This is a genomic window from Ruegeria sp. PrR005, assembly GCF_010500245.1.
In the GTDB taxonomy this organism is placed as follows: Bacteria; Pseudomonadota; Alphaproteobacteria; order Rhodobacterales; family Rhodobacteraceae; genus Ruegeria_B; species Ruegeria_B marisflavi.
Genome location: NZ_JAAGOX010000056.1, coordinates 56,046 through 79,816, shown reverse-complemented (window position 1 = coordinate 79,816; position 23,771 = coordinate 56,046). Strand labels below are relative to the sequence as shown.

The window sequence follows — 23,771 nt, the reverse complement described above, 5'->3', positions numbered from 1 at the left end:
GTGGCGACTGTCCCTCTGCTGAGTGACGAGGAGGCCAGCGCCGAGGCGCTGGCCGTCTTCGACGACATCCGCGCCACCCGTGGCACCGATTACGTCAACAATTTCTGGCGGGCTCTGGCCCATGATCCGGCGCTGCTGCGGGCCACGTGGGAGCGGCTGAAAGTGGTGATGGGCCCCGGTACACTGGACCCGCTGGTCAAGGAGATGATCTATATCGCCGTCTCCTCCGCCAATGGCTGTGAATACTGCGTGCATTCCCACACGGCCGCCGCCCGCGCCAAGGGCATGACCCAAGCGCAGCATGGCGAGTTGCTGTCGGTGATCGGTATGGCGATGCAGACCAATGGCATCGTCACCGGATTGCAGGTGCCGGTGGACGACGCGTTCAAGGCCTGAGGGGACAGCCGCCCTGTGGGCGGCGGTCCTGTTGTTTGCTCAGTTACCCGGCAGCGGCGGCATCACCCGCAGGTAGGCCACCAGCGCGTCCAGATCCGTCTCGGTGAACCGCGAGAAATAAGGATAGGGCATCGGCGGCATCATCGGAGCGTTGCCGGGCCGCATGCCTTTGGTCACGATGGTCTTGATCTCGTCATCGGTGTAACCGGCCAGCCCGTCGGCATGGCTGGTGATGTTCGGGCCAGTGACACTGCCCCATGGACCGACGAATTCATAGCCGCCCGAGCCAAGATGCGCCGCATCCATCATCGGTCCCTGCGGCCCGATCGGTGAATGGCATTCGACGCAATGGGCGATGGGACCCGCCAGGTAGGCACCGTATTCGGCGGTCGCCGCCCTCTCGGGCGCAGTGACGCTGTCTATGGGTGGGCCATAGGCCGGTGGCAACGGGATGTTATAGGTGGACTGTCCCGGATCGTTCTGCACCCCGGGTACAGTGCGCAGATACATCACCACCGAGGCCAGATCCTCGTCCCCGATGCCGCGATAGACGGCGCAGGGCATCGGCGGCCCGATCAGCGACCCGTCCGGCCGGATGCATTCGCGGATGGCGCGGGCAAGTTCGGCATCGCTCCAGCCCGAGACACGACCTGCCGGTGTGATATTGGCGGATATCGCGGTGAAATGCTCGTTGTCCTCGACGACGCGCCCCGCAAGATCCATGCTCATGTCCAGCCCCTGTGGCCCCAGTGGCGTGTGGCAATTGCCGCAGCCCATCGGCCCCTGAACCAGATATTCCCCCCGCTCAACGCTTGGCGCGGCCTGTGCCACACCGGCGGCTGCCGCGAGAATACCCGCGAGTATCATTAATTTCATTCCGGCCTCCCTCCCCTTAGTCAGGCCTATACCATGTCCAAAACCTTGATTTTCCGAGGTTTTGGAGTATCAGCATGGCACGGGTGCGACATTCTGTCAAATTCGGTGAGGAGCAGTGGGCAAAACCGGCCTGCAAAATACAGATTTGCGGAATCTGCACGGCAGCTATGCCCTGTCGGCGGTGGTCCATGCTGCACACGCAGCATAAATATTGGCCAACACAGATCTTTCCGTTTCGAGGACACCATGGCCGTTTCCACCACTCACTCCCGCTCGCTGACTGCCCTGCCTGGCGTGGTCGCCGACATTTTCACCGGCATCTTCGACGCGTTGGTGCGCGTTGGCGAGGCTAACGCCAAGGTGCGCCAGATCAACGCCCTGTCCGCGCTCAGCGATGCAGAACTGGCCGCGCGTGGCATGCGCCGCGAGGACATCATCCGGCGTGTGATGGGTGAGTGGGTCTGATCCAGACCCGCCCCTCAGCTTTGTGCAATCGCCGCGGCCGCCTTGGCATAGGCGGCCTTGGCCACGGCAAAGTCATCCTCGGTCAGGGCCAATGACGGATAGGTCTTGCCCGGCGACTTGAACAACCCCTCCTGCATCAGCACCTTGTTGAACTGCGCTCCGCGCGCGGTATCGGCGCTGAACACATCGCGATAGTCGCGCACCTCTCCCTTGGTGAACACCACCTCGAAGAGCGTAGGATCGCCCACCACACGGTGGGCCACCCCCTGCGACGTCAGCGCGGCCGAAGCCATGGCCATCAGCCGTCGGCCATTGTCGCGCAGGCGGTCGTATTGGCCCTCGCGGCGCAGGATTTCCATCGTTTTCAGCCCCGCGATCGCCGCCACCGGATTGCCCGACAGCGTACCAAGTTGCATCAGCCATTTGTCGGCGCCTACCGCCGCCTTGTCGAAATGCGCCATGATGTCGGCGCGTCCGGCGATGGCCGCCAGGGGAAAGCCTCCGCCGATGATCTTGCCCAGCGTGGCGATGTCAGGACGCACGCCATAAAGCTCCTGTGCGCCGCCATAGCTAAGGCGGAACCCGGTGACGATCTCGTCAAAGATCAGCACGATGCCGTATCTGTCGGCCTCCTCGCGCAACAATTGCAGGAACCCCGGTTCGGGCGGGATGATCCGCTGCAACGGCTCGACAATGATCGCGGCGACCTGATGCCCATGCTCGGCCAGCAGCGAACGGATGTAGTCAGGGTCGTTGAATGGCGCGATCAGCATCTCGGAGCGGACGCTTTCGGGGATACCGGCGCTGTCGGGCACGGCTTGCGGAAAATTCACCATGCGGGCGGGCGCAAGGCTCATCTGCGCCTCGGCGCTCATCCCGTGATAGCCGCCCTCGAACTTCACGATCCGGTCGCGGCCGGTGAAGGCGCGGGCCAGGCGGATGGCGTACATGTCGGCCTCGCCGCCCGAGGAGACATAGCGGATCTGCTCGGCGCAAGGCACGGCGCGACAGATTTCCTCGGCCAGTTCCACGCCAGCAGCGTTGTTGGCAAAGAAGGTCATGCCGCGCGGCAACTGTTCGGCCACGGCCTCCAGCACCTCGGGGTTGCCATGGCCCAGCAGCATGGGACCGGAACCGATCAGCAGGTCGACATATTCCTTGCCGTCCTCGTCCCAAACCCGGCTGCCCTGGCCCTCGCGAATAAAGAGCGAGGGGTCGAAATTGCCAAAACCGCCGCAGGGCAGGACGGCGCGGGCGCGGGCGGCCCAATCGGATTGGTTGAGCGTGGTGAGCATGGATGCCTCCTATTCCAGGATTAGGTCGGGTGCGCCAAGGCGGTCGCGGTCAGGCGCGATGCCAAGTCCCGCACCGTCGGGCGGGGCGATGCGGCCAGCGTTGCGCAGCGGCGCATCCGGCGCAAGGCGGGGCGCGACATAGCCTGACAGGTCGCAGACATTGAGCAGGCGCGCGGGATCGGTGGCGGCCCCCAGATGCAGCAGAGCGGCGGTGGTGATGTCGCTGCCCCAGGTATCCTCGATGCACATCTTCGCGCCCAGATGCAGGCACAGGTCGCGCGCCCGGCGGGTGGCCGAAAGCCCGCCGAACTTGGACAGCTTCAGCGCCACCGCGTCCATGCAGCCCAGCGCGTACCCTTTGAGCAGGCTGCCGGTGTCATGGGCGGTTTCGTCCAGTTTCATGGGCAGGCCGGTTGCGGCGCGCACACGGGCGCAATCCTCGATCGTGGCGCAGGGCTGCTCCAGCATGATGTCGAGATGCGCCACCGCGCGACCCACACGGGTGGCCTCCAGCGAAGTGGCGCCACAGTTCCAGTCTCCATAGACCAGCGGGCCCGGCCCAACCGCCTCGCGCACCAGCCTGAGACGCGCCACATCAGCCTGCCAATCGCCATCGGCGCCCAGTTTGACCTGGAACTGGGTGATGCCCTCTGCCAGAGCTTCGCGGGCGATCCGGGCCATCTCCTCGGGCGCGACGCAGGTGATCGAGTGGTAAAGCGGCATGGTCTCGGCCTGCCGCCCGCCAAGCAGGGCATGGAGCGGCAGGTTTGCAGCCTGCCCGGTCAGGTCCCAGAGTGCGATGTCGATGGCCGATTTGGCATAGGGATGCCCCGGCAGGTGCCGGTCGGCCGTTGCCATCAGCGCCTCGGGGCCAACCGGATCGGCGCCCAGCAGGACCGGGGCCAGTTCGGTCAGCGCGGGCGCGACGCCGCGCGCGTAAGCGGGCAGGTAATGCGGAATCGGGCAGACCTCGCCCCAGCCCGTCAGGCCGGTATCGGTATCAAGCGCCAGAACCACTGTTTCGACCGTGTCACAGGTCTTGCCATCGGCCATGTAATAGGCCGTATGGCTGGTCAACGGCAGATGCCAAAGCGATATGCGGGTGATACGTGTCATGGGCACACCGCCACAGGTTTTCCCAGCGCCGCCATCTGCTGGAAAAGAGACGTTGCGCGATCCGCAGCAATACGCGTTGGACGGCGATGATGCGGCTTTTGCGCAAGGGGAGCGCCGGGCGGTAAGGTCGGATGCCTCCGGCGGGAGTATTTGCAGCGAGATGAAGGATCAGGCCCGATCATTGCGCCGGTTCCGTCTGGAGATCGGCCCGGGGGCGCAGGCTGTCGGGATCATAGGCGGGCGCGCCGAGGATGCGGCCCTTGCGGGGGGATCCGGCGATGATCACCTCGACCTCGGTTCCCGGCACATTCACATGAGGTTTGACATAGGCGAAGGCCAGGATCTTGCCGACGGTGTGACCGTAGGCCACCGAAGCCGTGGAGCCTATCACCTTGCCGTGGAGCCGCACCGCCTCGCCGCCGTTGCCGTCGTGGCGGCCGTCGGGTTCGATTTCGAGATAGGCGCAGACCCAAGGCAGGTTGCCCGCGTTCAGCGTCCTGTCCCGGCCCAGATAATCCTTGTCTGTGCGGGCAAAGCGCAGCACGTCGGCCTCGGCCAGCGTCACCTCGTTGGTCAGCTCGCCCGCGCCCTTGAACGCCTTTTCCATGCGGAGCGCATTCATCGCGAAACTGCCATAGTCGGACAGGCCATGGGCCTCGCCCGCCGCCCAGAGCGCGTCATAGACCGCGAGCGCATGTTCGCGGGGGATGTGAAGTTCCCACCCCAGTTCGCCCGCATAGGACATGCGCATGGCCCAGAGGCTGTGGCCCGCAACGGTGATCTGCCGTGCTGTCAGCCATTTGAAACCCGCGTTCGACAGGTCGGCATCGGTACAGGCGGCAAGGATATCGCGCGCGCGCGGGCCGTTCAGGGCCAGCGCGGCCCAGTCGGTGGAAAGGTTGCGGACCGCGATATTCGCCGTGCCCCGATGCGCGGCCAGGTGATCCAGCAGGCGTTGTTCGAAGAAGGCGGCGCAGACGAGGTAGAACCGGTCTTCGGCCAGCTTCACCACGGTGGTTTCCAGCTCGATCCGGCCCCGCCGGTTCAGCATATGGGTGAGCGCGATGCCGCCCACCTTTAGCGGCAGGCGGTTGGCGCAGAGGCGGTCGAGCAGCGCGCTTGCGTCCGGGCCCGAGACCTCGACCTTGGTAAAGGCCGAGATATCCATGATCCCGGCGGCGCTGCGCACGGCGGCGCATTCGGTCGCGACCATGTCGTGCACTGGCGTGCGGCCAAAGCCGTAGTAATCGCGCTGTTCGATCCCGCGCGCGAACCAGCGCGGGCGTTCGTGGCCATAAACCTCTTCGTACACCGCGCCCTTGGCCTTGAGTCGGTCATAAAGCGGTGAGGGTTTCACCGGGCGCCCGGCAAGGCGGTTGAAATGCGGAAACGGGATCTCGTGGCGCAGGCAATAGTCCTCCTTGGCCTTCACCACCTGCCAGTCCTTGGTGGCATAGGTGCCAAACCGGCGCGGGTCGAACTCGCGCATCGAGATGTCGGCGGCGCCATGCACGATCCAGCGCGCTAGTTCGCGGCTGAGCCCCGGCCCCCAGCCGATGCCGATCTGGGTGCCGCAGCAGCACCAGTAGTTGCGCACCCCCGGCGCCGGGCCAATGAGCGGGTTGCCATCGGGCGGGTGGCTGATGGCGCCATGCACCTCGCGCTGGATACCCAGATTGGCAAAGATCGGCATGCGGTTGAGGCTTTCCTCGAGCCAGGGCATGACCCGGTCGTAATCGGCATCGAACAGCCAGTTTTCGTAATCCCAGGGGCATTCGTCGATCCAGACGGCATTGGGATTGGCCTTTTCATAGATGCCGATCAGGCCGCGTTTCTGCTCCATCCGGATATAGCCCGAGACCTTGCGGTCATCGCGGATGACCGGCAATTCGCGGTCCAGCGACTGGAACTCGGGCACCGGTTCGGTCACAAAATAGTGGTGCGTCATCGAGGTCATCGGCAGTTGCAGGCCCGACCATTCGCCCATCTGGCGGGCATAGGTGCCACCCGCGTTGACCACATGTTCGCAGGTGATCGCACCCTTTTCGGTCTCGACCACCCATTCGCCATTCGCGCCTTGGGTGATGTTGGTGGCGCGGGTGTGGCGGAAGATGCGCACGCCCTTTTGTCGCGCCCCCGCCGCCATCGCCATGGTCACGTTTGTCGGGTCCACATGCCCGTCATCGGGTGTGTGCAGCGCGCCCAGGACCCCGTCGAGATTGTAGAACGGGTGCAGCTCGGCGATCCGCTCCGGCCCGACCAGCTCGATGTTGAAGCCCAGCGCGGTGCCCACTGACAGCGTGTGGCGCAGCCAGTCCATCTCGTTTTGCGTGTAGGCCAGCCGGAACGAACCGCAGCCATGCCAGGTGACCGCCTGCCCGGTCTCGGCCTCGAGCTTTCCTGAATAGAGGCCGATGTTGTAATCGACGCATTTGCCCAGACCGAACGAGCTGGTCGAATGGGTGATCTGCCCCGCCGCGTGCCAGGTGCTGCCGCTGGTCAGCTCGGCCTTTTCCAGCAGGACGGTATCACCGCCCCACCCTTCATGCGCCAGGTGATAGGCCAGGCCCACCCCCATGACGCCGCCGCCGACAATGACCACACGCGCATGGGTGGGCAGGTTCTGCTGGGACATGAAATTTTCCACTTCACGAGTCGCGATTTCTCTCGACAGGCTAATGTCACATTTGTACCATCGTCAATCATGAATGACACAAATGTATCAACGGCGGTTCTGGACCGCCTGACCGAAGAATGGGACGCCCTGACGCCAGAGGCGCAGAAGGCCGCGCGTTATGTGCTGGAAAACCCGGCCGATGTGGGGGTGTCCACCGTGCGCGAGATTGCCGAGGCGGCCAATGTGAAGCCCAACACTTTTGTCCGCATGGCGCGACAGGTGGGCTTTGACGGGTACGAGGATTTCCGCGCCCCCTTCCGCGACGCGATCCGGCGGGGCACGGCAAGCTTTCCCGACCGGGCGCGCTGGTTGCAGGATATCGGCCGATCCGGCGCGTTGGGCGGGCTTTATGCCGATATGGTAGGTTCCGCGATCCGCAATATCGAGGAGACCTTTGCCGGGATCGACGCCGAGGCGCTGCGCGCTGCGGCCGAGATGATCTGGACCAGCCGGCAGGTGTTTACCCTGGGTGTCGGCGTCATGAATGCCAATGCGCGCAATTTCACCTATCTCGCCTCGACCGGCATGAAGCAGTTTCACGCCATCCCGCAGCCCGGATCGAACGCGGTCGATGATCTGGCCTGGGCTGATGGCCAGGACGTGCTGATCGCGATGACCTGCAAACCTTACCGAACCGAGGTGATCGAGGCGGTGAAACTGGCCCGAGATCAGGGGCTGACCATCATCGGCATCTCGGACAGCCGCGCCAGCCCGGTCATCATGATGGCCGATCACCCCTTTGTAGTGGCCGCTGATACGCCACAGTTCTTTCCATCATCGGTTTCCACCATCGCCCTGCTCGAGACGCTCTTGTCCTTTGTCATCGCTTCGGCAAGCGACGAGATCGTCGAGCGGGTCGAGAAGTTTCATCTGCGCCGCCACCGGCTTGGCCTTTATGCAGAGGATCGTGAATGACCGCACCGCTCACGCGCTCGCTGGACGCGCGCTATTATACCGACCCGGCGATATATGCTCAGGAGAAGCAGGGGCTTCTGGCGCGGACGTGGCAATTTGCCGGTCATGTCAGCCAAGTTCGGAACGCTGGAGATTACTTTGCCTTCGAGATCGCGGGCGAGAACCTCTTCTGCATTCGCGGGCGCGACGGCGCGCTGCGGACATTCTACAACGTCTGCCAGCACCGGGCGCATGAGATGGTCACCGGCAGCGGCAATACCCGCGTGGTGGTCTGCCCCTATCACGCCTGGACCTATGAGCTGACCGGCGAATTGCGCGCCGGGCCGAACACCAAGGCGGTGCCGGGGTTCGAGCGGTCCGAGATCTGCCTGACCCCGGTGCGAACCGAGCTGTTCCACGGGTTCATCTTCGTCAATCTCGACGACGATGCCGCCCCGATGGACGAATGGTATCCCGGTGTGCGCGCGGAACTGGCGGATTTTGTGCCGCATGTGGATGCGCTGGAACCGCTGGAATGGGTCGAGATCCCGGAAGCCTGCAACTGGAAAGTCTCGGTCGAGAACTACTCGGAATGCTATCACTGCCCGACCAACCACCCGACCTTTGCCACCGGTGTCGTCAAACCCGAGACCTATGACATCCAGCCCTCGCCGACCGGCTATGTCCTGCGCCATGTGACCGAATGCCAGAGCCTGGACCGGATAACCTATCCCATCGACCTGAGCGTTCCGCATGCGGGCGACTACCGGTCGTGGTTCCTGTGGCCGATGTTCTCGTTCCAATGCTATCCGGGCAATGTGCTGAACACCTATCACTGGCGGGCCACGGAAGTGGACCGCTGCACTGTCTGGCGCGGCTGGTACACGGTCGGCGGCGTCGATGACGTGGTGATCCGGCGGCTAGCGATACAGGACCGGCAGACCACGGTCGCGGAGGATATCCGGCTGGTCGAGTCGGTGCATCGCGGACTGAAATCGCGTGGCTACCGGCCTGGCCCGCTGGTGCTGGACCCCGCCTGCGGCGTAATGTCGGAACATTCGATCGCCAAGCTGCAACACTGGATGCGCGAGGCGGTCGAGGGTTGAGCGGGCAAATTTTTCGAAAAATTTGGGGTCGGCGCTTGATAGATACCGTTTGGAGGAACTGAATGTCCGGGATTTTTGATGAGGACCTGTTCCTCAAAGGTCTGGCGCAACGCAAAGGAACGCTTGGCGCGGACTACGTCGAACGCAATCTTGCCGCCGCCGATGATTTCATCCGCCCGTTTCAAGAGGCGATGACCGCCTGGTGCTGGGGGTTCGGCTGGGGTGACGATGTGATTGAGCCCAAGACCCGCTCGATGATGAACCTTGCCATGATCGGCGCTCTCGGCAAGATGCACGAATGGGAAATCCATTGCCGGGGCGCGCTGAACAACGGGGTGAGCAAGGACGAGATCCGGGCCATCATCCATATTGTCGGCATCTACTGCGGGGTACCGCAGGCGCTGGAGTGTTTCCGGGTGGCGCGCAAGGTTCTGGAAGAAGCCGGACAAATCTGATCCGGCACACGTTCATCGCAAGGGCCCGGTCACCGGGCCCTTTTCCTTTTCAAGCCCAGTCATGTTACCGATTTTTCCCAGAGATAGGTTTTTCGTTACATTTATCTTGCCGCGAATCATTTTCCCACGTATTACCCGACCAAGCGGTCACCTAATGGTGGCGGAGGAGACGGAGAGAACATGACCATGGACGCATTCATCTGCGACGCGCAGCGCACCCCGATCGGACGCTATGGTGGCGCCCTGAGCCAGGTACGCACCGACGATCTGGCCGCCGTGCCGCTGGCCGCCCTGGTCGCGCGCAACCCGCAGGTGGACTGGGCCAGCCTTGACGATGTGATCTATGGCGATGCCAACCAGGCCGGTGAAAGCAACCGCAACGTTGCGCGTATGGCCGCTCTGCTGGCCGGGCTTCCGGTCGACGTGCCCGGCACCACGGTGAACCGCCTCTGCGCCAGCGGCATGGACGCGGTCGGCATGGCCGCCCGCGCCATCAAGGCCGGCGACTACGACATGGTCGTTGCCGGCGGTGTCGAGAGCATGAGCCGGGCCCCTTTCGTGATGCCCAAGGCCACCAGCGCCTTTACCCGCGATAACGCGGTCTATGACACCACCATCGGCTGGCGTTTCATCAACAAGAAAATGCACCAGATGTACGGCACCGACTCGATGCCGCAGACCGCCGACAACGTGGCCGAGGATTACGACATCTCGCGCGCCGATCAGGACGCATTCGCCGCCCGCAGCCAGGCCCGCTGGGCGGCTGCCCATGCGGCTGGCGTCTTTGGCGACGAGATCACCCCCGTGACCATCCCCCAGCGCAAGGGCGATGCCATCGTGGTGGATACAGACGAACACCCCCGCCCCGGCACCAGCGCCGAGCAGTTGGGCAAGCTGAAGGGTGTGAACGGCCCCGACAAGAGTGTGACCGCAGGCAATGCCTCGGGCGTCAATGACGGTGCCGCTGCAATCCTGATGGCCAACGAGGCTACGGCCACCAAGAACGGCCTGACCCCCATCGCCCGCGTGGTGGGTATGTCGGTCGCAGGCGTCGAGCCGCGCGTGATGGGCATCGGGCCGGTTCCCGCCAGCCGCAAGGTACTTGCGCGCGCGGGGCTCACCATCGAGCAGATGGATGTGATAGAGTTGAACGAAGCCTTCGCTTCGCAGGGACTTGCCACCCTGCGGGCGCTGGGGGTTGCCGACGATGCGCCGCATGTGAACCCCAACGGCGGCGCCATCGCCATCGGCCACCCGCTGGGCATGTCGGGCGCGCGTCTGGTGATGACCGCGGCCTATCAGTTGAAACGCACCGGCGGACGCTATGCGCTCTGCACCATGTGCGTCGGAGTTGGTCAGGGCGCCGCCCTGATCCTGGAACGTGTGTAAGGGAGGAGAACCCGAATGTATGCGCAGATGATCAAGACCGCCAGCGATGGTGTGAAGTCCCGCGAGGACATGTCCGACGAGGAACGCGCGTTCCAGGACAAGATCGACAATGACATCAAGATCGAACCCAAGGACTGGATGCCGGACGATTACCGCCGCACCCTGATCCGCCAGATCGGCCAGCACGCCCATTCCGAGGTTGTCGGCCAGCTGCCCGAAGGCAACTGGATCACCCGCGCGCCGACGCTGGAGCGCAAGGCGATCCTGCTGGCCAAGGTGCAGGACGAGGCGGGCCACGGGCTCTACCTCTACTCTGCGGCCGAGACCCTGGGCGAAAGCCGGGACGAGCTGATCAACCTGCTGCACGAAGGTCGGATGAAGTATTCCTCGATCTTCAACTATCCGACGCTGAACTGGGCCGATATCGGTGCGGTGGGCTGGCTGGTCGATGGCGCTGCCATCGTCAACCAGGTGGCCTTGCAGCGCACCTCTTACGGACCTTACAGCCGGGCGATGATCCGCATCTGCAAGGAAGAGAGCTTTCACGCGCGGCAGGGTTATCACGCGATCATGGCGATGGCCTTTGGTACACCCGAGCAGAAGAAGATGGCACAGGACGCCGTCAACCGCCTGTGGTTCCCGGCGATCATGATGTTCGGACCCAATGACAGCGAGTCGACCCACTCGGAACAGTCGATGGCCTGGAAGATCAAGGTGAAGTCGAACGACGAGCTGCGCCAGCAGTTCGTGGATCAGACGGTGCCGCAGATCCTGTATCTGGGTCTGGACCTGCCCGACCCCGGCATCAAATGGAACGAAGAGCGCGGCCACTACGATTTCTCGGATCCGGACTGGTCGGAATTCTTCAACGTGATCAAGGGCAACGGCCCCTGCAACACCGACCGCCTGGCGGCCCGCCGCAAGGCCTGGGACGACGGCCAATGGGTGCGCGACGGCTTGCTGGCCCATTCCCGCAAGAAAGCTGCCGCCCGTATGGCGGCCGAGTAAGACCGAAGACAAAACGCAAAGCATCGCAGCGCGCGGCTCCGGGATATTGCCACCGGGTTCTTGCCCCGCGCCCAGTCAGGAGGAGATCGACTGATGAAAAACGAATGGCCCCTGTGGGAAATCTTTATCCGCGGCCAGCACGGCATGAGCCACCGCCATGTGGGCAGCCTGCACGCCCCCGACGCGGCAATGGCGATCAAGAACGCCCGCGACGTCTATACCCGCCGCAACGAAGGCGTCAGCATCTGGGTGGTCGAGGCGCAGCATGTCGCCGCCAGCTCGCCCAGCGACAAGGGCCCGCTCTACGAGCCCAGCGAGAGCAAGGTCTATCGTCACCCGACCTTCTTCGACATTCCCGAAGAAGTGGGGGCCATGTAATGACCCGCGACGAAGCATTCCTGCAATTCTTGCTCAGGATGGGTGACAACACCCTGGTCCTTGGCCACCGGGTCAGCGAGTGGTGCGGTCACGCACCGGTGCTGGAGGAGGATATCGCGCTGGCCAACACCGCGCTGGACCTGATCGGCCAGACGCAGATGTGGCTGGCCCTCGCCGGCGAAGTTCAGGGCGAAGGCAAGAGCGCCGACGACCTGGCCTTTCTCCGCGACGCCTGGGATTTCCGCAACGCGCTGCTGGTCGAGGTGCCGAACGGCGATTTCGGCCGCACCCTTATGCGCCAGTTCCTGTTCGACAGCTGGCACAAGCTGATGCTTGAGCGGCTCAAGGGGTCCTCGGACGAGCGTGTCGCCGCCATCGCCGAAAAGGCGGTGAAAGAGGTCACCTATCACGTGGAACGCTCGCGCGACACGGTGATCGGCCTGGGCGACGGCACCGAGGAAAGCCATGCGCGCATGCAAGAGGCGCTGGATTACCTCTGGCCTTACGTGGGCGAGCTGTTCACCGGCGACGCGGTGGATGCAGAGATGGTCGCGGCGGGCATTGCTCCCGATCCGGCCAGCCTGCGCGCCGATTACGACGCGATCATGGCCGAGGTCATGGCCGAGGCGACACTGAGCATCCCGAAATCGGGTTTCGCCCACAAGGGCGGCCGCGACGGACGCATGCATACCGAGCATCTGGGCCATCTCTTGACCAGCATGCAATGGCTGCAACGCGCCTATCCCGGCGCACGCTGGTAAGCCCATGGCACAACCGTCGGAACAGCAGGTCTGGGATTGGCTCGACGCCGTTCCAGACCCCGAGATCCCCGTGATCTCGGTCGTCGATCTGGGCATCGTGCGCGATGTCGCCTGGGAGGGGGAGACACTGACCGTGACCGTCACCCCCACCTATTCGGGCTGCCCCGCGACCTCGATCATCTCGATGGATATCGAGACCGCGCTGCGCGACCGGGGTATCCGGGATATCCGGGTCAAGACCCAGATTTCCCCCGCCTGGACCACCGACTGGCTGAGCGACAAGGGCAAGGTGAAGCTGGAGGAATACGGCATCGCCCCGCCCCGCCCCGCCGGCGGCCCCGAACGCTGTCCGCGCTGCGGCAGCAAGGCGGTCGAAAAGGTGAGCCAGTTCGGCTCGACCCCGTGCAAGGCCCATTGGCGCTGTACCGACTGCCTGGAACCCTTCGACTATTTCAAATGTATCTGAGGAGGACCGGATGGCACGCTTTCACGATCTGGAAGTCACCGACATCCACAAGACGATCCGCGACGCTGTCGTGGTCACGCTGAAACCCGCCAATGGCGCGGCCAGCGAATTCGATTTCACCCAAGGCCAATACCTGACCTTTCGCCGCGCGTTTGACGGCGAGGAACTGCGCCGCTCCTACTCGATCTGTTCGGGCAAGGATGATGGTGTGCTCCAGATCGGGATCAAGCGCGTCGATGGCGGCGCCTTCTCGACATGGGCCAACGAAGAGCTGAAGGTAGGCGATACTGTTCAGGCGATACCGCCGATGGGGGGCTTTCACACCCCACTCGATCCCGGTGCCGAGAAACAGTATCTGGGCTTTGCCGGCGGCTCGGGCATCACGCCGGTGCTGTCGATCATCAAGACGACGCTGGCGCGCGAGCCCCGGTCGCAGTTCACCCTGGTCTATGCCAACAAGGGCGTGAACACGATCATGTTCCGCGAGGAGCTGGAGGATCTCAAGAACCTCTACATGGGCCGGTTCAACGTGCTGCATATCCTGGAAACGGATGCGCAGGAGATCGAGCTGTTCACCGGTCTGGTGACCGAAGAGAAATGCGGCCAGCTGTTCGAGCACTGGATCGACATCCAGCATGTCGACACCGCGTTTATCTGCGGGCCTGAGCCGATGATGCTGGGCATTGCCGCAGCACTTCGCTCGCACGGGCTGAACGATGCGCAGATCAAGTTCGAACTCTTTGCCAGTGCCCAGCCGGGCCGGGCCAAGCGCAAGGCGGTCTCGACCGAGGCGGCAACAGGTGCCAACCAGACCCGCGCCGCCGTCACGCTGGACGGCTCGACCCAGAGCTTTGACATGCCCAAGGACATGTCGATCCTGGATGCGGCCCTGCAAAACAGCCTGGATGCGCCCTATGCCTGCAAGGCAGGAGTTTGTTCAACATGTCGCTGTAGGGTGCTGGAAGGCGAGGTCGAAATGGTCGCCAACCACGCGCTTGAGGATTACGAGGTCGAGAAGGGCTATGTGCTCAGCTGTCAGGCCTATCCGCTGACCGACAATGTCGTTGTCGACTACGACCAGTGAGGAGAGAGACATGGCCGAAGATATGACGATCGACAGCTATCTCGCCGCTGGCGGGATGCTGACCAACCCAACCAACGTGCCCGCGCGCTATCGCGCCGAGCTGATGAAACTGATGGCCACCTTCGTGGACAGCGAACTGGCCGGTGCGGCGGGGTTTGCCGACATCATCAACCAGGGTCCGGGCATCAAGGAGCGGATCGCCGCCGCCAAGATCGTGCTGGAAAAGACCGACAATGCCGACCGCGTGCTGCGGATCATGGGCGAGTTCGGGGCCGATACACAGCGCTATGCCAACCATCACCCGTGGACCGCGCGGCTGGAGCGGGATGCCGATATCGGCGCCGCCCGGACCGAGCAGGACATGCGCCTGGCAGTGTTCAACTACCCTATCCAGGGCTGGGCTGACGCGGTGATGATGAACCTGTTGATGGCACGCGCCGTGGTGGTGCAGCTGGCCGATTTCACCATGATCTCGTACCAGCCGCTGGCCGAGGCGTTCCGCACCATTGCCCCGATCGAGACCCGGCATGGCGAGCTGGCGCTGGAAGGCGCGGCAAAGCTGGTCGAAGAGGGTGGCGCCGAAACCTTGCAAGCCTCTGCCAACTACTGGTGGCCGCGCGTCGCGGCCAGCTTTGGCACCGGCAGCGCCGGGCGGACCGAGGCACTGCGCGCCATGGGCCTGCGCCGCACCGGCAATGCCGAAATGCGCACCCGCTGGGAGGCCGAGGCCGCCAACCTGCTTGAAAGCCTGGGCCTGAAACGCCCCTGATATCCCGCCGGGGCGTCCCGAACGCCCCGCTGCGGAAAAACGGGATCGGCCCTGTGGGCCGTTCCCGAAACCGACCACGATGCGGCCCGATGGGCAGGCAACAGGTGCAGGCGCACGCAAACGAAATCCGCCGCCCCACCCCATAATCGGTTCCGCACCTTTGTTTCCCTGCGACATCCTTTGATCAAGTCTTGAGCGATCCGACGCTTATCGTGTGGCGTTGACCGGCGGGAAATCGCCGGATCGAGCCCGCCCTTGTCGTTTGCGCCCATAGTTTCTGCCGTTTCGCGCGCAACTTTTTCCGTGCTGGACAGTTCTCCTTCCATGGCCAAATGCCGAACAAGGAAGGAACCGAAATGAAACCGGGTATTTTCAAGTCATCTACGGCTCTGGCAGTAGTGATCTCGCTGGTGGTGCCGCTGCCAGCCCTGTCGCAGGGCAAGGGGAACAAGCAGATTGAACTCATGCAGCTGATGCAAATGCCGAATGAAGACGTTGGCGATTTGATTGATCGCTGCTGGAAGCGCGCTGAAAAACGGCAAAGGAAACCGGGTACCGATCAGGACGCCGATGAGGGGAGTGGCAAGATCGCCCAGTTCTGCATGGCGTACGAGACCGGTGTCTTTGACCAGGTCCTGCCCGAAGATATGCGGTCGACAACCGTGCTTGCAGATGTCGGCGCCGGTACAGAGGCGACTGCAACCACACAGGCGGAACAGGCTGAGGCCAGCGAAGACGCGGCCACGGCAACATCGGACCAGTCGGCTGCAACCGGCAGTTCGGCAGACCCCGGCACCAGCGCCGCCGAGATCGCCAAGGACCTTGCCCAGGCTCAAGAGCCTGCCGGCAGCGTGACCGACAACCCCGAACTGGTTGAACAGGACAGTCAGGCCCAGGCGGACGCCCTTGCGGAATCCACAAGCGATGTCGCAGCGGCTGCCGCCGTGGCCGCTGGTACCGGTGCGGACGGCGACGCCGAGGTGACCAAGGAACTGATCACCGAAGAAACCGCCCGCAGCTCGGACGAGGAATTCGAAACACGGGCCGACGCCGGCGCCAAGGCGATCGTCAGCGCCCCGCAGACCAGCTCCGGTAGCAGCGGCGACAACTCGAACTGGCAGCGCGACGCGCTGATCGGCCTCGGCGCGCTGGCCATCGGCCAGTTGCTGAACAATGGTGGCAAGGTGGTGTCCAACTCGGGCGACCGCGCCGTGATCGAACAGAACGGTCAGTATCGCGTTCTCAAGGACGACGACGCGTTGCTGCGCCAGCCGGGTTCGAACGTGACCACCTACAAGTTCCAGGACGGCTCGACCCGGACGGTTGTGGCACGCGAGAACGGGGTTGAGGTGGAAACCATCCGGTCCGCCGACGGGCGTGTCCTGCGCCGCAGCAAACTTTTGCCGGACGGTCGTAGCGTGGTCTTGTTCGACGATACGCAAGTCGCCGAGAAGGTCGTTGTCGACGAACTGCCGCAAGTGCAGAAGAACCGGCGCGCGGTGTCCAGCACCGACAAAGTTTCGGCCGAGGATCTGGCGGCCGCACTGGCCGCTCAGCAGTCCCAGACCGTGGGTCGCCGCTTTTCGCTGGCGCAAATCCGCAACATCGACGCGGTGCGCCGTCTTACCCCGATGATCAACGTGGATTCGGTCAATTTCGACACCGGCTCCTCGGTGATCCGTCCGCAAGAGGCCGAGGAACTCGCGGCTTTGGGCAACGCTTTGCGCAAGATGATTGATCGCAATCCAAGCGAGGTGTTCCTGATCGAAGGCCATACCGACGCGGTCGGGGCTGCGACCTATAACCTCGCGCTGTCGGACCGTCGGGCCGAGACCGTGGCGCTCGCCCTCACCGAGTATTTTGACGTTCCGCCTGAAAACATGGTGGTCCAAGGCTATGGTGAAAGCGATCTGGCCGTCAGCACCCTGGCCGCCGAACGCGCCAACCGCCGTGTCGCCGTTCGCCGCATCACCCAATTGCTGGGATATGCCGACGGATAGGGCCGATACAGGCTTGCGCAACCGGCGGGGAGATCCTGCCGGTTGCATCAGCACGTCAATCGGGCTTCGACCCTTGGTGGGAAACCAGCTTAGCACGGTTGAGCCATCTGAACCGGGGGGCTCTGGCACCTCGGTTTTCTTGTCCGGCGTGCGAAGGGGTCAGAAGCGCCATCAATCGAGCGTCATGATGATCCAATGCGCGAACGAAACCACCTGAAACGCAACCGGGATGTACTGGTCAAAGCCCCTTGAGGCCGTGCAGCGTCAAATCGCTGACCATGCGGGCATAGTCCTCGCGTGCGGCGGTGTCGGCGCCGGAATTCCACATGTAATACCAGTTCAGCATGCCAAAGACCGACATGGTGGCGCCGCGCAGCTTGCCCGGGTTGCCGGCAAAGGTCTCGGGCGCGATGCCGTTCAGGATATTGCTGAGAAACCCGATCATGTCGCGCTGATAGCCGCGCAGCTGTTTCTGCTGCTCGGCAGGCAGGGCCGACATGCCGCTGGTCTGCACCCGGTGTTCGTCATCCACGCCCTGATAGGCCAGCAGAATCTCTCGCACCACGGTATGCAACCGCTGCGGCCCGCTCAGCCCTTCGATTTCGATCCCGCAGATGCGGTCGCGCAGGTCATGCAGATAGGTTTCGAGGATGTCGAACAGGATCGCATCCTTGCTGTCGTAATAGTGATAGATATTGGCCTTCGATATCCCGCATTCGCGCGCAAGCTGGGTCATCGAGGCGCGGTCGAACCCTTCGCGCGCGAAGACGCGCGCCGCAGACTTCAATATCTGGGCGCGCTTCTGATCGTGGTCCTTGGCAATCGTCCGGGCCAAACCCTACTCCTTGTCGCGGTTGTCGACGACGCGCTTGGCCTTGCCCTGGCTGCGTTCGACATCTCCGGGATTGCCTACAACAATCTCGGTCGAAACGCCAACAATGTCCTTGATCCGCTTGGTCAGCATCCGCGCGGCGGCGGTCTTGCTGAGCTCGTCGGTCATGGTCGGCAGCGCCTCGACATAGACGCGCATCGCGTCCATGCGACCGGCCTTGTACAGCTCGATCTGGTAGTGCGGCGCAAGGCCGCCGGTGGCCATCACCTGTTCCTCGACCTGGCTGGGAAAGACATTGACGCCGCGCAGGATGATCATGTCGTCGCTGCGACCGGTAATCTTTTCCATCCGCCGCATCGACCGCGCGGTGCCCGGCAGCAGCCGGGTCAGGTCGCGGGTGCGATAGCGCACCATCGGCAGGCCTTCCTTGGTCAGCGTGGTGAACACCAATTCGCCCATCTCGCCATCGGGCAGCACCTCGCCGGTGACCGGGTCGATGATCTCGGGCAGGAAGTGATCCTCCCAGATCACCGGGCCATCCTTGGTCTCGACGCATTCATTGGCGACACCCGGCCCCATGATCTCGGACAGGCCGTAGATATCGACCGCATGCATGTCAAACGCCTCTTCGACCTCCTTGCGCATGGCGTCGGTCCAGGGTTCGGCACCGAATACACCCACCTGGAGCGAGCTTTCGCGCGGGTCCATGCCGACCTTGTGGTACTGCTCAAGGATGTTGAGCATATAGGACGGGGTCACCATGATGCCGGTGGGTTTGAAATCGGTGATCAGGCCCACCTGTTTCTCGGTCTGGCCGCCCGACATCGGCACCACGGTGGCGCCCAGCCGCTCGATCCCGTAATGGGCGCCAAGGCCCCCGGTGAACAGACCATAGCCATAGGCGTTGTGGATCATGTCGCCCTTGCGCAGACCCGCCGCGCGCAAGGAGCGCGCCACCAGATCGGCCCAGTTCGAAATGTCATTGGCGGTGTAACCCACCACCGTCGGCTTGCCCGTGGTGCCCGAAGAGGCATGCAGGCGGATGATCTGCTCGCGCGGCACGGCAAAGAGGCCAAACGGATAGTTGTCGCGCAGGTCGTTCTTGTAGGTGAACGGGAACTTGGCGAGATCCGCCAGCGTGTTCAGGTCGTCGGGGTGCACGCCCGCCTCGTCGAACCGCTTCTTGTACATCGGCACGTTGTCATAGGCATGGCGCAAGGACCATTTCAGGCGGTCCAGCTGCAATGCGCGGATCTCGTCGATCGAGGCAATCTCGATCGGATCCAGGTCTTCTTTCTTGGGGCTCAGGTCCTTCATGACGTCCTCCTCGCCTTAATCCTCGTCGAACAGCCGGCCCTTGATCGCCCGGGACATGCCCCGGAATTCAGCGATGGTATGGCCGTTCTGGTTGGTCACTTTCACGTCGTAGATACCGCTGCGCCCGGTCAGGCTGACCTCAGACGCAGTGGCGGTCAGCCGGTCGCCCAATTGGCCCGGCGCAATATAGCTGATCACGTTGTGCTGGGCGACGGTCGACTGGTTGCGGCTGTTGCAGGCAAAGGCAAAGGCGCTGTCGGCCAGCATGAAGGTCACGCCGCCGTGGCAGATGCCATGCCCGTTGCAATGGTGTGCCGCGACGGTCATCTCGAGCACGGCCAGCCCCTCGTCGACACGGGTAATCTCCATCCCCGCCCATTTCGAGGCGTTGTCGTCCGACCACATGGCCGCAGCCGACCGTTCCGCCCGTTCTTTTGGTGTCATGCTCACTTACCCTGAAACTTTGGCGCGCGCTTTTCCAGAAAGGCACTGACGCCCTCGGCATAGTCGGCACTTTCACCACAGGTTTTCATGGCATCGGCCTCGAGTTCAAGATGATCTTCGAGCGTGTCGACACAGGCCGCCTGAATGCAGCGCTTGGTCAGGCCAAAGCCCAGCGTCGGGCCATTGGCGAAATGTTCGGCCATGGCGCGGGCCTCGGTCATCAACTGGTCGTCAGGCAGCGCCTTCCAGATCAGGCCCCAGTCCTCGGCCTGTTTCGCGGGTAAGGGTTGTGCGGTCAGCGCCAGCCCCTTGGCGCGCGCCTCGCCCAACAGGCGTGGCAGGTGCCACGAGCCGCCGGTATCGGGGATCAGCCCGACCTTGGCAAAGGACTGGATGAACTTGGCGCTTTCGCCAGCCAGAACGATGTCGCAGGCCAGCGCGATATTGGCGCCCGCCCCCGCGGCCACGCCGTTGACGGCGCAGATCACCGGGAAATCGAGCGAGCGGATGAGCCGCACCAAAGGCGCATAAAAGGTGCGCACGGTATAGCCCAGATCGGGTGGGCCATCCATTTTCGACGGATCGCGGTCGCCCAGGTCCTGACCGGCGCAGAACCCGCGCCCGGCCCCGGTGAGCAGCACCGCACGGGCGCCATTGTCGCGCGCAGCCTCCAGCGCGGCGCGCAGCGCCAGGTGCATCTCGTCGGTGAAGCTGTTCAGCCGATCCGGGCGGTTCAGCGTGATTTCCACCCAGTTCCCATGATCTTGCGCAAGAATCGTATCGCTCATCTCCGCCCCGCTTTGCGAATGTTTCAACAACCATCTTGCATAAACCGAACGGTTGGTCAATAAATTCTTCGCAATTGATTCTCGACCGGTGGAGGCGGAGCGATGGGCAAGAACGAGGTGGTGTCGGTAAGGCGCGAGGGCGATATCGCCTGGGTCGAGATCGACAGCCCGCCGGTCAACGCAACCTCGACCCCGGTACGTGCGGGGCTGGCCCGTGCGGTGGCCGAGGTGCAGGGCGCGCGGGTCGCGATCCTGACCTGCGCCGGCCGCACCTTTGTCGCGGGCGGCGACATGACCGAGTTCGACCGCCCGGCCGAGGAGCCACATCTGCCCGACGTGGTGCAGATGATCGAGGACAGCGCAACACCGTTTGTCGCGGCAATGCATGGCACCGTTCTGGGCGGCGGGTTCGAGATCGCGCTGGCCTGCGCCTGGCGCATCGCCACGCCCGGCACCAAATTCGGCCTGCCCGAGGTCAATGTGGGCCTGATCCCCGGCGCGGGCGGCACCCAACGCGCGCCGCGCCTGATCGGGATGCATGCGGCCATCGACATGGCCTGTTCGGGCAAGATGCTGGGCGCCGAACAGATGCTGGCGCTGGGAGGGCTCGACCAGATTGCCGAGGGCGATCTGCGGGCCGCCGCACAGGCTTTTGCCAATGATCTGCCGCCGCGCCCGGAAAAGACCCGGCTGCGGCAGGTAAAGGCACTGGACACCGAGACACTTGCCGAGACCAAACGCGCCCTGATCAAAGCGGCCAAAGGCCGTGCCGCACCGCTGCACAATCTCGACGCGCTGCAATGGGCCGCCCTGCCCTTTGACCAGGGCCAGCCGCGCGAACGCGCCCTGCATCTGGAATTGCGCCAGTCCGACGAAAGCCGCGCCCTGCGCTATGCCTTCTTTGCCGAGCGCCTTGTCGCCCGACCCGATGCCATCGCCGGGGTCGCCCCGCGCGATCTGAGCCGTGTTGCCATTGTCGGCGGCGGGCTCATGGGCGCCGGGATCGCCATGGCCTGTCTCAGCGGCGGTCTGTCAGTTACCGTCATCGAACGTGATACAGCAGCAGCCCAAGCTGCGCAGGAACGGGTTGCCGGGCTGGTCGCGGCGGGCGTCAAGCGCGGCAAGATCAGCCCCAGTGCCGAGACCGACATGCTGGCGCAGCTCGCCACCACCGACACCTATGCGGGTGCATCCGATGCCGATCTGGCCATCGAAGCGGTGTTCGAGGATCTGGAGGTCAAGCGCGCGGTCTTTGCCGATCTGGCTGCTGTGATGCGCCCCGACGCCATTCTGGCCACCAACACCTCCTACCTCGATCCGCAACTGATCTTTGCCGGTATCCCGAACCCGGCGCGCTGCCTGGGCTTGCATTTCTTCAGCCCGGCGCATGTGATGAAGCTGCTCGAAATCGTCAAAACCCCCGATACCGCGCCCGAGGTGCTGGCCACCGGCTTTGCCCTGGGCAAGCGGCTGCGCAAGGTCTCGGTCCTGTCAGGCATCTGCGACGGGTTCATCGGTAACCGGATGCTGGCCGCCTATCGGCGCGAGGCGGAATACCTGCTGGCCGACGGCGCCCTGCCGCATGAGGTGGACGCCGCGATGCGGGCGCAGGGTCTGCCGATGGGGCCATTCGAGTTGCAGGACCTGACCGGGCTGCAAATCGCCTGGGCCAACCGCAAGCGGCAAGCGGCCATCCGCGACCCCGCCGAGCGCTATGAGCGCATCGCCGATACGCTCTGCGAGATGGACCGGCTGGGCCAGCGCAGCGGCAAGGGCTGGTACCGCTATGCCGAAGGATCGCGTTCCCCGGACCGCGACCCCGAGATCGAGGCGCTGATCGTCGACTATTCGTCCAAACGGGGCATCACCCGTCGCCCGTTCAGCGCCGAAGAGATCGCCCAGCGCCTGCTTGCGGTGCTCGCCAACGAAGGCGCGCGAATCGTTTCCGAAGGCATCGCCGAGCGCGCCGAGGATGTCGATATGGTGCAACTGCATGGATACGGTTTTCCCCGGCACCGGGGCGGGCCGATGCATCTGGCCCGGATGCAGGGCTGGAAAAAAACCATGGAAATCATGGAATTGGTTGCCACCGAAAGCCCCGGATCGTGGGTCTTGGCGACAGGGGGAAACCCAACAGAAGAAATCTAACCGCCGTTGATGGTTACAAAAAGGACCATTAACGCATTCTCGACTCACGTTTTCAGGGAGGAGTAAAACCCATGAAACTGACCAAACTCAGCACCCTTCTGGCCTCGGCGGCGATGGCCGTCAGCGGCACCATCGCGATGGCGGCGGATTACACGCTGACCATCTCCAGCTGGGCGCCCCCGACCCACGGCATCAACGCGATGATGTGGCCCAAATTCGTCGAGATGATCGAAGACGCCACCGACGGCCAGGTCACCGCCGAGCTGAAGCTGGGCATCGCCCCGCCGCCCGCTCAGATGGACCTGATCCAGGACGGCGCCGCCGATCTGTCGATCGTCTTCCACGGCTACCAGCCGGGCCGGTTCGTGGGCTACAAGCTGATCGAGTTGCCGGGTTACGAAGGCTCGGCCGAGGCCGCCTCGGTCGCCTATTGGCGCGCCCATGAGCAGTATCTCGGCAAGGCCGACGAGCATCGCGGCGTCAAGCTGATCGCCCTGCACACCCATGGTCCCGCACAGCTGCACTCGACCACTCCGGTAACCGAAATGAGCCAGATCGCAGGTCTCAAGGTGCGTATCCCCGGCGGTGTCGGCGGCGATGTGGGCACCGCCCTGGGTGCCACCGGCATCCAGGTTCCCGCCCCCAAAGTCTATGAAACGCTCGCCTCCAAAGCCGCTGATGGCGTTGTGATGCCGTTCGAATCGCGCAAGGGTTTCAAGCTGACCGAGGTTGCCCAGAACGTCTATGAGATGCCCGGCGGCCTCTATCGTGGCTCCTTCGCCTTCATCATGAACGAGGACACCTTTGCCGACCTGCCCGAGGACATCCAGCAGGCACTGGAGGAAAAGGTGTTCGGCGAGCCCCTGAGCCGTGAGATCGGCAAGATCTGGGACGAGATCGACGCTATCGGCCGCGCCGAGACCGAGGCAACCGCCGGCAACGCGATCAACGCCGCCACGGCAGCCGATCTTGAGAAATTCGCTGTCATCGCCGCCGACGTGCGCGAGAAGGTGATTGCCGAGGTCGCCGCCACAGGCGTCGACGCCCAGGCCGCCTATGACCTGATCAAATCGGAAATGGCCGCAAACTGAGCCTTTTCACCGGGGC

23 protein-coding genes are annotated in these 23,771 nt (G+C 63.8%); 15 read left to right on the top strand and 8 right to left on the bottom strand.

What is annotated here, in order from left to right; all coding sequences use genetic code 11:
* Window positions 1-396, top strand: a complete 396-nt coding sequence (locus tag G0P99_RS22835) for a carboxymuconolactone decarboxylase family protein (RefSeq protein ID WP_164132802.1) — start codon at window positions 1-3, stop codon at window positions 394-396.
* 39 nt (window positions 397-435) lie between these two features.
* Here the strand turns inward: G0P99_RS22835 and G0P99_RS22830 are convergent, their stop codons facing one another.
* Window positions 436-1,272 (bottom strand): c-type cytochrome, encoded by an 837-nt coding sequence (locus G0P99_RS22830; RefSeq protein WP_164132801.1) that lies wholly within the window; start codon window positions 1,270-1,272, stop codon window positions 436-438.
* Window positions 1,273-1,518: 246 nt separating this feature from the next.
* Between G0P99_RS22830 and G0P99_RS22825 the strand changes: the two genes are divergently transcribed.
* The gene (locus G0P99_RS22825) at window positions 1,519-1,737 is read left to right on the top strand and encodes a DUF1127 domain-containing protein (protein WP_164132800.1); all 219 of its coding nucleotides are present in this window, start codon (window positions 1,519-1,521) and stop codon (window positions 1,735-1,737) included.
* A gap of 14 nt (window positions 1,738-1,751) precedes the next feature.
* Here the strand turns inward: G0P99_RS22825 and G0P99_RS22820 are convergent, their stop codons facing one another.
* From G0P99_RS22820 to G0P99_RS22810, 3 genes are all read right to left on the bottom strand, one after another.
* Window positions 1,752-3,032 carry an aspartate aminotransferase family protein gene (locus G0P99_RS22820; RefSeq protein WP_164132799.1) on the bottom strand — a complete coding sequence of 427 codons (1,281 nt, stop codon included), beginning with the start codon at window positions 3,030-3,032 and terminating at the stop codon, window positions 1,752-1,754.
* Window positions 3,033-3,041: 9 nt separating this feature from the next.
* On the bottom strand, window positions 3,042-4,148 hold the full coding sequence (locus tag G0P99_RS22815; protein WP_164132798.1) for a mandelate racemase/muconate lactonizing enzyme family protein: 1,107 nt from the start codon (window positions 4,146-4,148) through the stop codon (window positions 3,042-3,044).
* A gap of 178 nt (window positions 4,149-4,326) precedes the next feature.
* Window positions 4,327-6,783, bottom strand: a complete 2,457-nt coding sequence (locus G0P99_RS22810; protein ID WP_164132797.1) for an FAD-dependent oxidoreductase — start codon at window positions 6,781-6,783, stop codon at window positions 4,327-4,329.
* A 69-nt stretch (window positions 6,784-6,852) separates the two neighbouring features.
* Here G0P99_RS22810 and G0P99_RS22805 point away from each other — a divergent pair, with 69 nt between their 5' ends.
* The 11 genes from G0P99_RS22805 to G0P99_RS22755 all read left to right on the top strand — a co-directional run bounded on the left by G0P99_RS22805 (window position 6,853) and on the right by G0P99_RS22755 (window position 17,135).
* Window positions 6,853-7,740, top strand: coding sequence for a MurR/RpiR family transcriptional regulator (locus G0P99_RS22805; protein ID WP_164132796.1), 888 nt, complete (start codon window positions 6,853-6,855; stop codon window positions 7,738-7,740).
* Window positions 7,737-8,825 carry an aromatic ring-hydroxylating dioxygenase subunit alpha gene (locus G0P99_RS22800; RefSeq protein ID WP_164132795.1) on the top strand — a complete coding sequence of 363 codons (1,089 nt, stop codon included), beginning with the start codon at window positions 7,737-7,739 and terminating at the stop codon, window positions 8,823-8,825. Before G0P99_RS22805 ends, G0P99_RS22800 begins: the two co-directional genes overlap by 4 nt.
* Window positions 8,826-8,887: 62 nt before the next feature.
* Window positions 8,888-9,280, top strand: a complete 393-nt coding sequence (locus G0P99_RS22795) for a carboxymuconolactone decarboxylase family protein (RefSeq protein WP_164132794.1) — start codon at window positions 8,888-8,890, stop codon at window positions 9,278-9,280.
* A 186-nt stretch (window positions 9,281-9,466) separates the two neighbouring features.
* Window positions 9,467-10,669, top strand: a complete 1,203-nt coding sequence (gene pcaF / locus G0P99_RS22790) for a 3-oxoadipyl-CoA thiolase (RefSeq protein ID WP_164132902.1) — start codon at window positions 9,467-9,469, stop codon at window positions 10,667-10,669.
* Window positions 10,670-10,684: 15 nt separating this feature from the next.
* Window positions 10,685-11,677, top strand: coding sequence for a 1,2-phenylacetyl-CoA epoxidase subunit PaaA (gene paaA / locus G0P99_RS22785; protein WP_164132793.1), 993 nt, complete (start codon window positions 10,685-10,687; stop codon window positions 11,675-11,677).
* A gap of 93 nt (window positions 11,678-11,770) precedes the next feature.
* Window positions 11,771-12,055: a 1,2-phenylacetyl-CoA epoxidase subunit PaaB gene (paaB, locus tag G0P99_RS22780; RefSeq protein ID WP_011046505.1), complete on the top strand. Its 285-nt coding sequence runs from the start codon at window positions 11,771-11,773 to the stop codon at window positions 12,053-12,055.
* On the top strand, window positions 12,055-12,816 hold the full coding sequence (gene paaC / locus G0P99_RS22775; RefSeq protein WP_164132792.1) for a 1,2-phenylacetyl-CoA epoxidase subunit PaaC: 762 nt from the start codon (window positions 12,055-12,057) through the stop codon (window positions 12,814-12,816). The genes paaB and paaC overlap by 1 nt, the downstream gene beginning before the upstream one ends.
* Window positions 12,817-12,820: 4 nt before the next feature.
* Window positions 12,821-13,282: a 1,2-phenylacetyl-CoA epoxidase subunit PaaD gene (gene paaD / locus G0P99_RS22770; protein WP_164132791.1), complete on the top strand. Its 462-nt coding sequence runs from the start codon at window positions 12,821-12,823 to the stop codon at window positions 13,280-13,282.
* 10 nt (window positions 13,283-13,292) lie between these two features.
* Window positions 13,293-14,366: a 1,2-phenylacetyl-CoA epoxidase subunit PaaE gene (paaE, locus tag G0P99_RS22765; RefSeq protein WP_164132790.1), complete on the top strand. Its 1,074-nt coding sequence runs from the start codon at window positions 13,293-13,295 to the stop codon at window positions 14,364-14,366.
* A gap of 10 nt (window positions 14,367-14,376) precedes the next feature.
* Window positions 14,377-15,135: a Phenylacetic acid catabolic protein gene (locus tag G0P99_RS22760; RefSeq protein WP_164132789.1), complete on the top strand. Its 759-nt coding sequence runs from the start codon at window positions 14,377-14,379 to the stop codon at window positions 15,133-15,135.
* Between the two features lie 356 nt (window positions 15,136-15,491).
* Complete coding sequence (locus tag G0P99_RS22755) at window positions 15,492-17,135, top strand: OmpA family protein (protein ID WP_164132788.1); 1,644 nt, start codon at window positions 15,492-15,494, stop codon at window positions 17,133-17,135.
* Between the two features lie 238 nt (window positions 17,136-17,373).
* Here G0P99_RS22755 and G0P99_RS22750 read toward each other — a convergent pair whose 3' ends face one another.
* The 4 genes from G0P99_RS22750 to paaG are packed head-to-tail and all read right to left on the bottom strand — an operon-like array spanning window position 17,374 to window position 20,516.
* A complete protein-coding gene (locus G0P99_RS22750; RefSeq protein ID WP_164132787.1) occupies window positions 17,374-17,970 on the bottom strand; it encodes a TetR/AcrR family transcriptional regulator in 597 nt (198 codons plus the stop codon).
* Between the two features lie 3 nt (window positions 17,971-17,973).
* Window positions 17,974-19,284 (bottom strand): phenylacetate--CoA ligase PaaK, encoded by a 1,311-nt coding sequence (gene paaK, locus G0P99_RS22745; RefSeq protein ID WP_164132786.1) that lies wholly within the window; start codon window positions 19,282-19,284, stop codon window positions 17,974-17,976.
* A 15-nt stretch (window positions 19,285-19,299) separates the two neighbouring features.
* Window positions 19,300-19,728 carry a hydroxyphenylacetyl-CoA thioesterase PaaI gene (gene paaI / locus G0P99_RS22740; RefSeq protein ID WP_164132785.1) on the bottom strand — a complete coding sequence of 143 codons (429 nt, stop codon included), beginning with the start codon at window positions 19,726-19,728 and terminating at the stop codon, window positions 19,300-19,302.
* 2 nt (window positions 19,729-19,730) lie between these two features.
* Window positions 19,731-20,516, bottom strand: a complete 786-nt coding sequence (gene paaG, locus G0P99_RS22735; protein WP_164132784.1) for a 2-(1,2-epoxy-1,2-dihydrophenyl)acetyl-CoA isomerase PaaG — start codon at window positions 20,514-20,516, stop codon at window positions 19,731-19,733.
* A 102-nt stretch (window positions 20,517-20,618) separates the two neighbouring features.
* On the opposite strand from paaG, the gene G0P99_RS22730 reads away from it, so the two are divergent.
* Window positions 20,619-22,664 carry an FAD-dependent oxidoreductase gene (locus G0P99_RS22730; protein ID WP_164132783.1) on the top strand — a complete coding sequence of 682 codons (2,046 nt, stop codon included), beginning with the start codon at window positions 20,619-20,621 and terminating at the stop codon, window positions 22,662-22,664.
* Window positions 22,665-22,735: 71 nt separating this feature from the next.
* Window positions 22,736-23,755, top strand: coding sequence for a TRAP transporter substrate-binding protein (locus G0P99_RS22725; RefSeq protein ID WP_164132782.1), 1,020 nt, complete (start codon window positions 22,736-22,738; stop codon window positions 23,753-23,755).
* The last annotated feature ends 16 nt before the right edge of the window (window positions 23,756-23,771 follow it).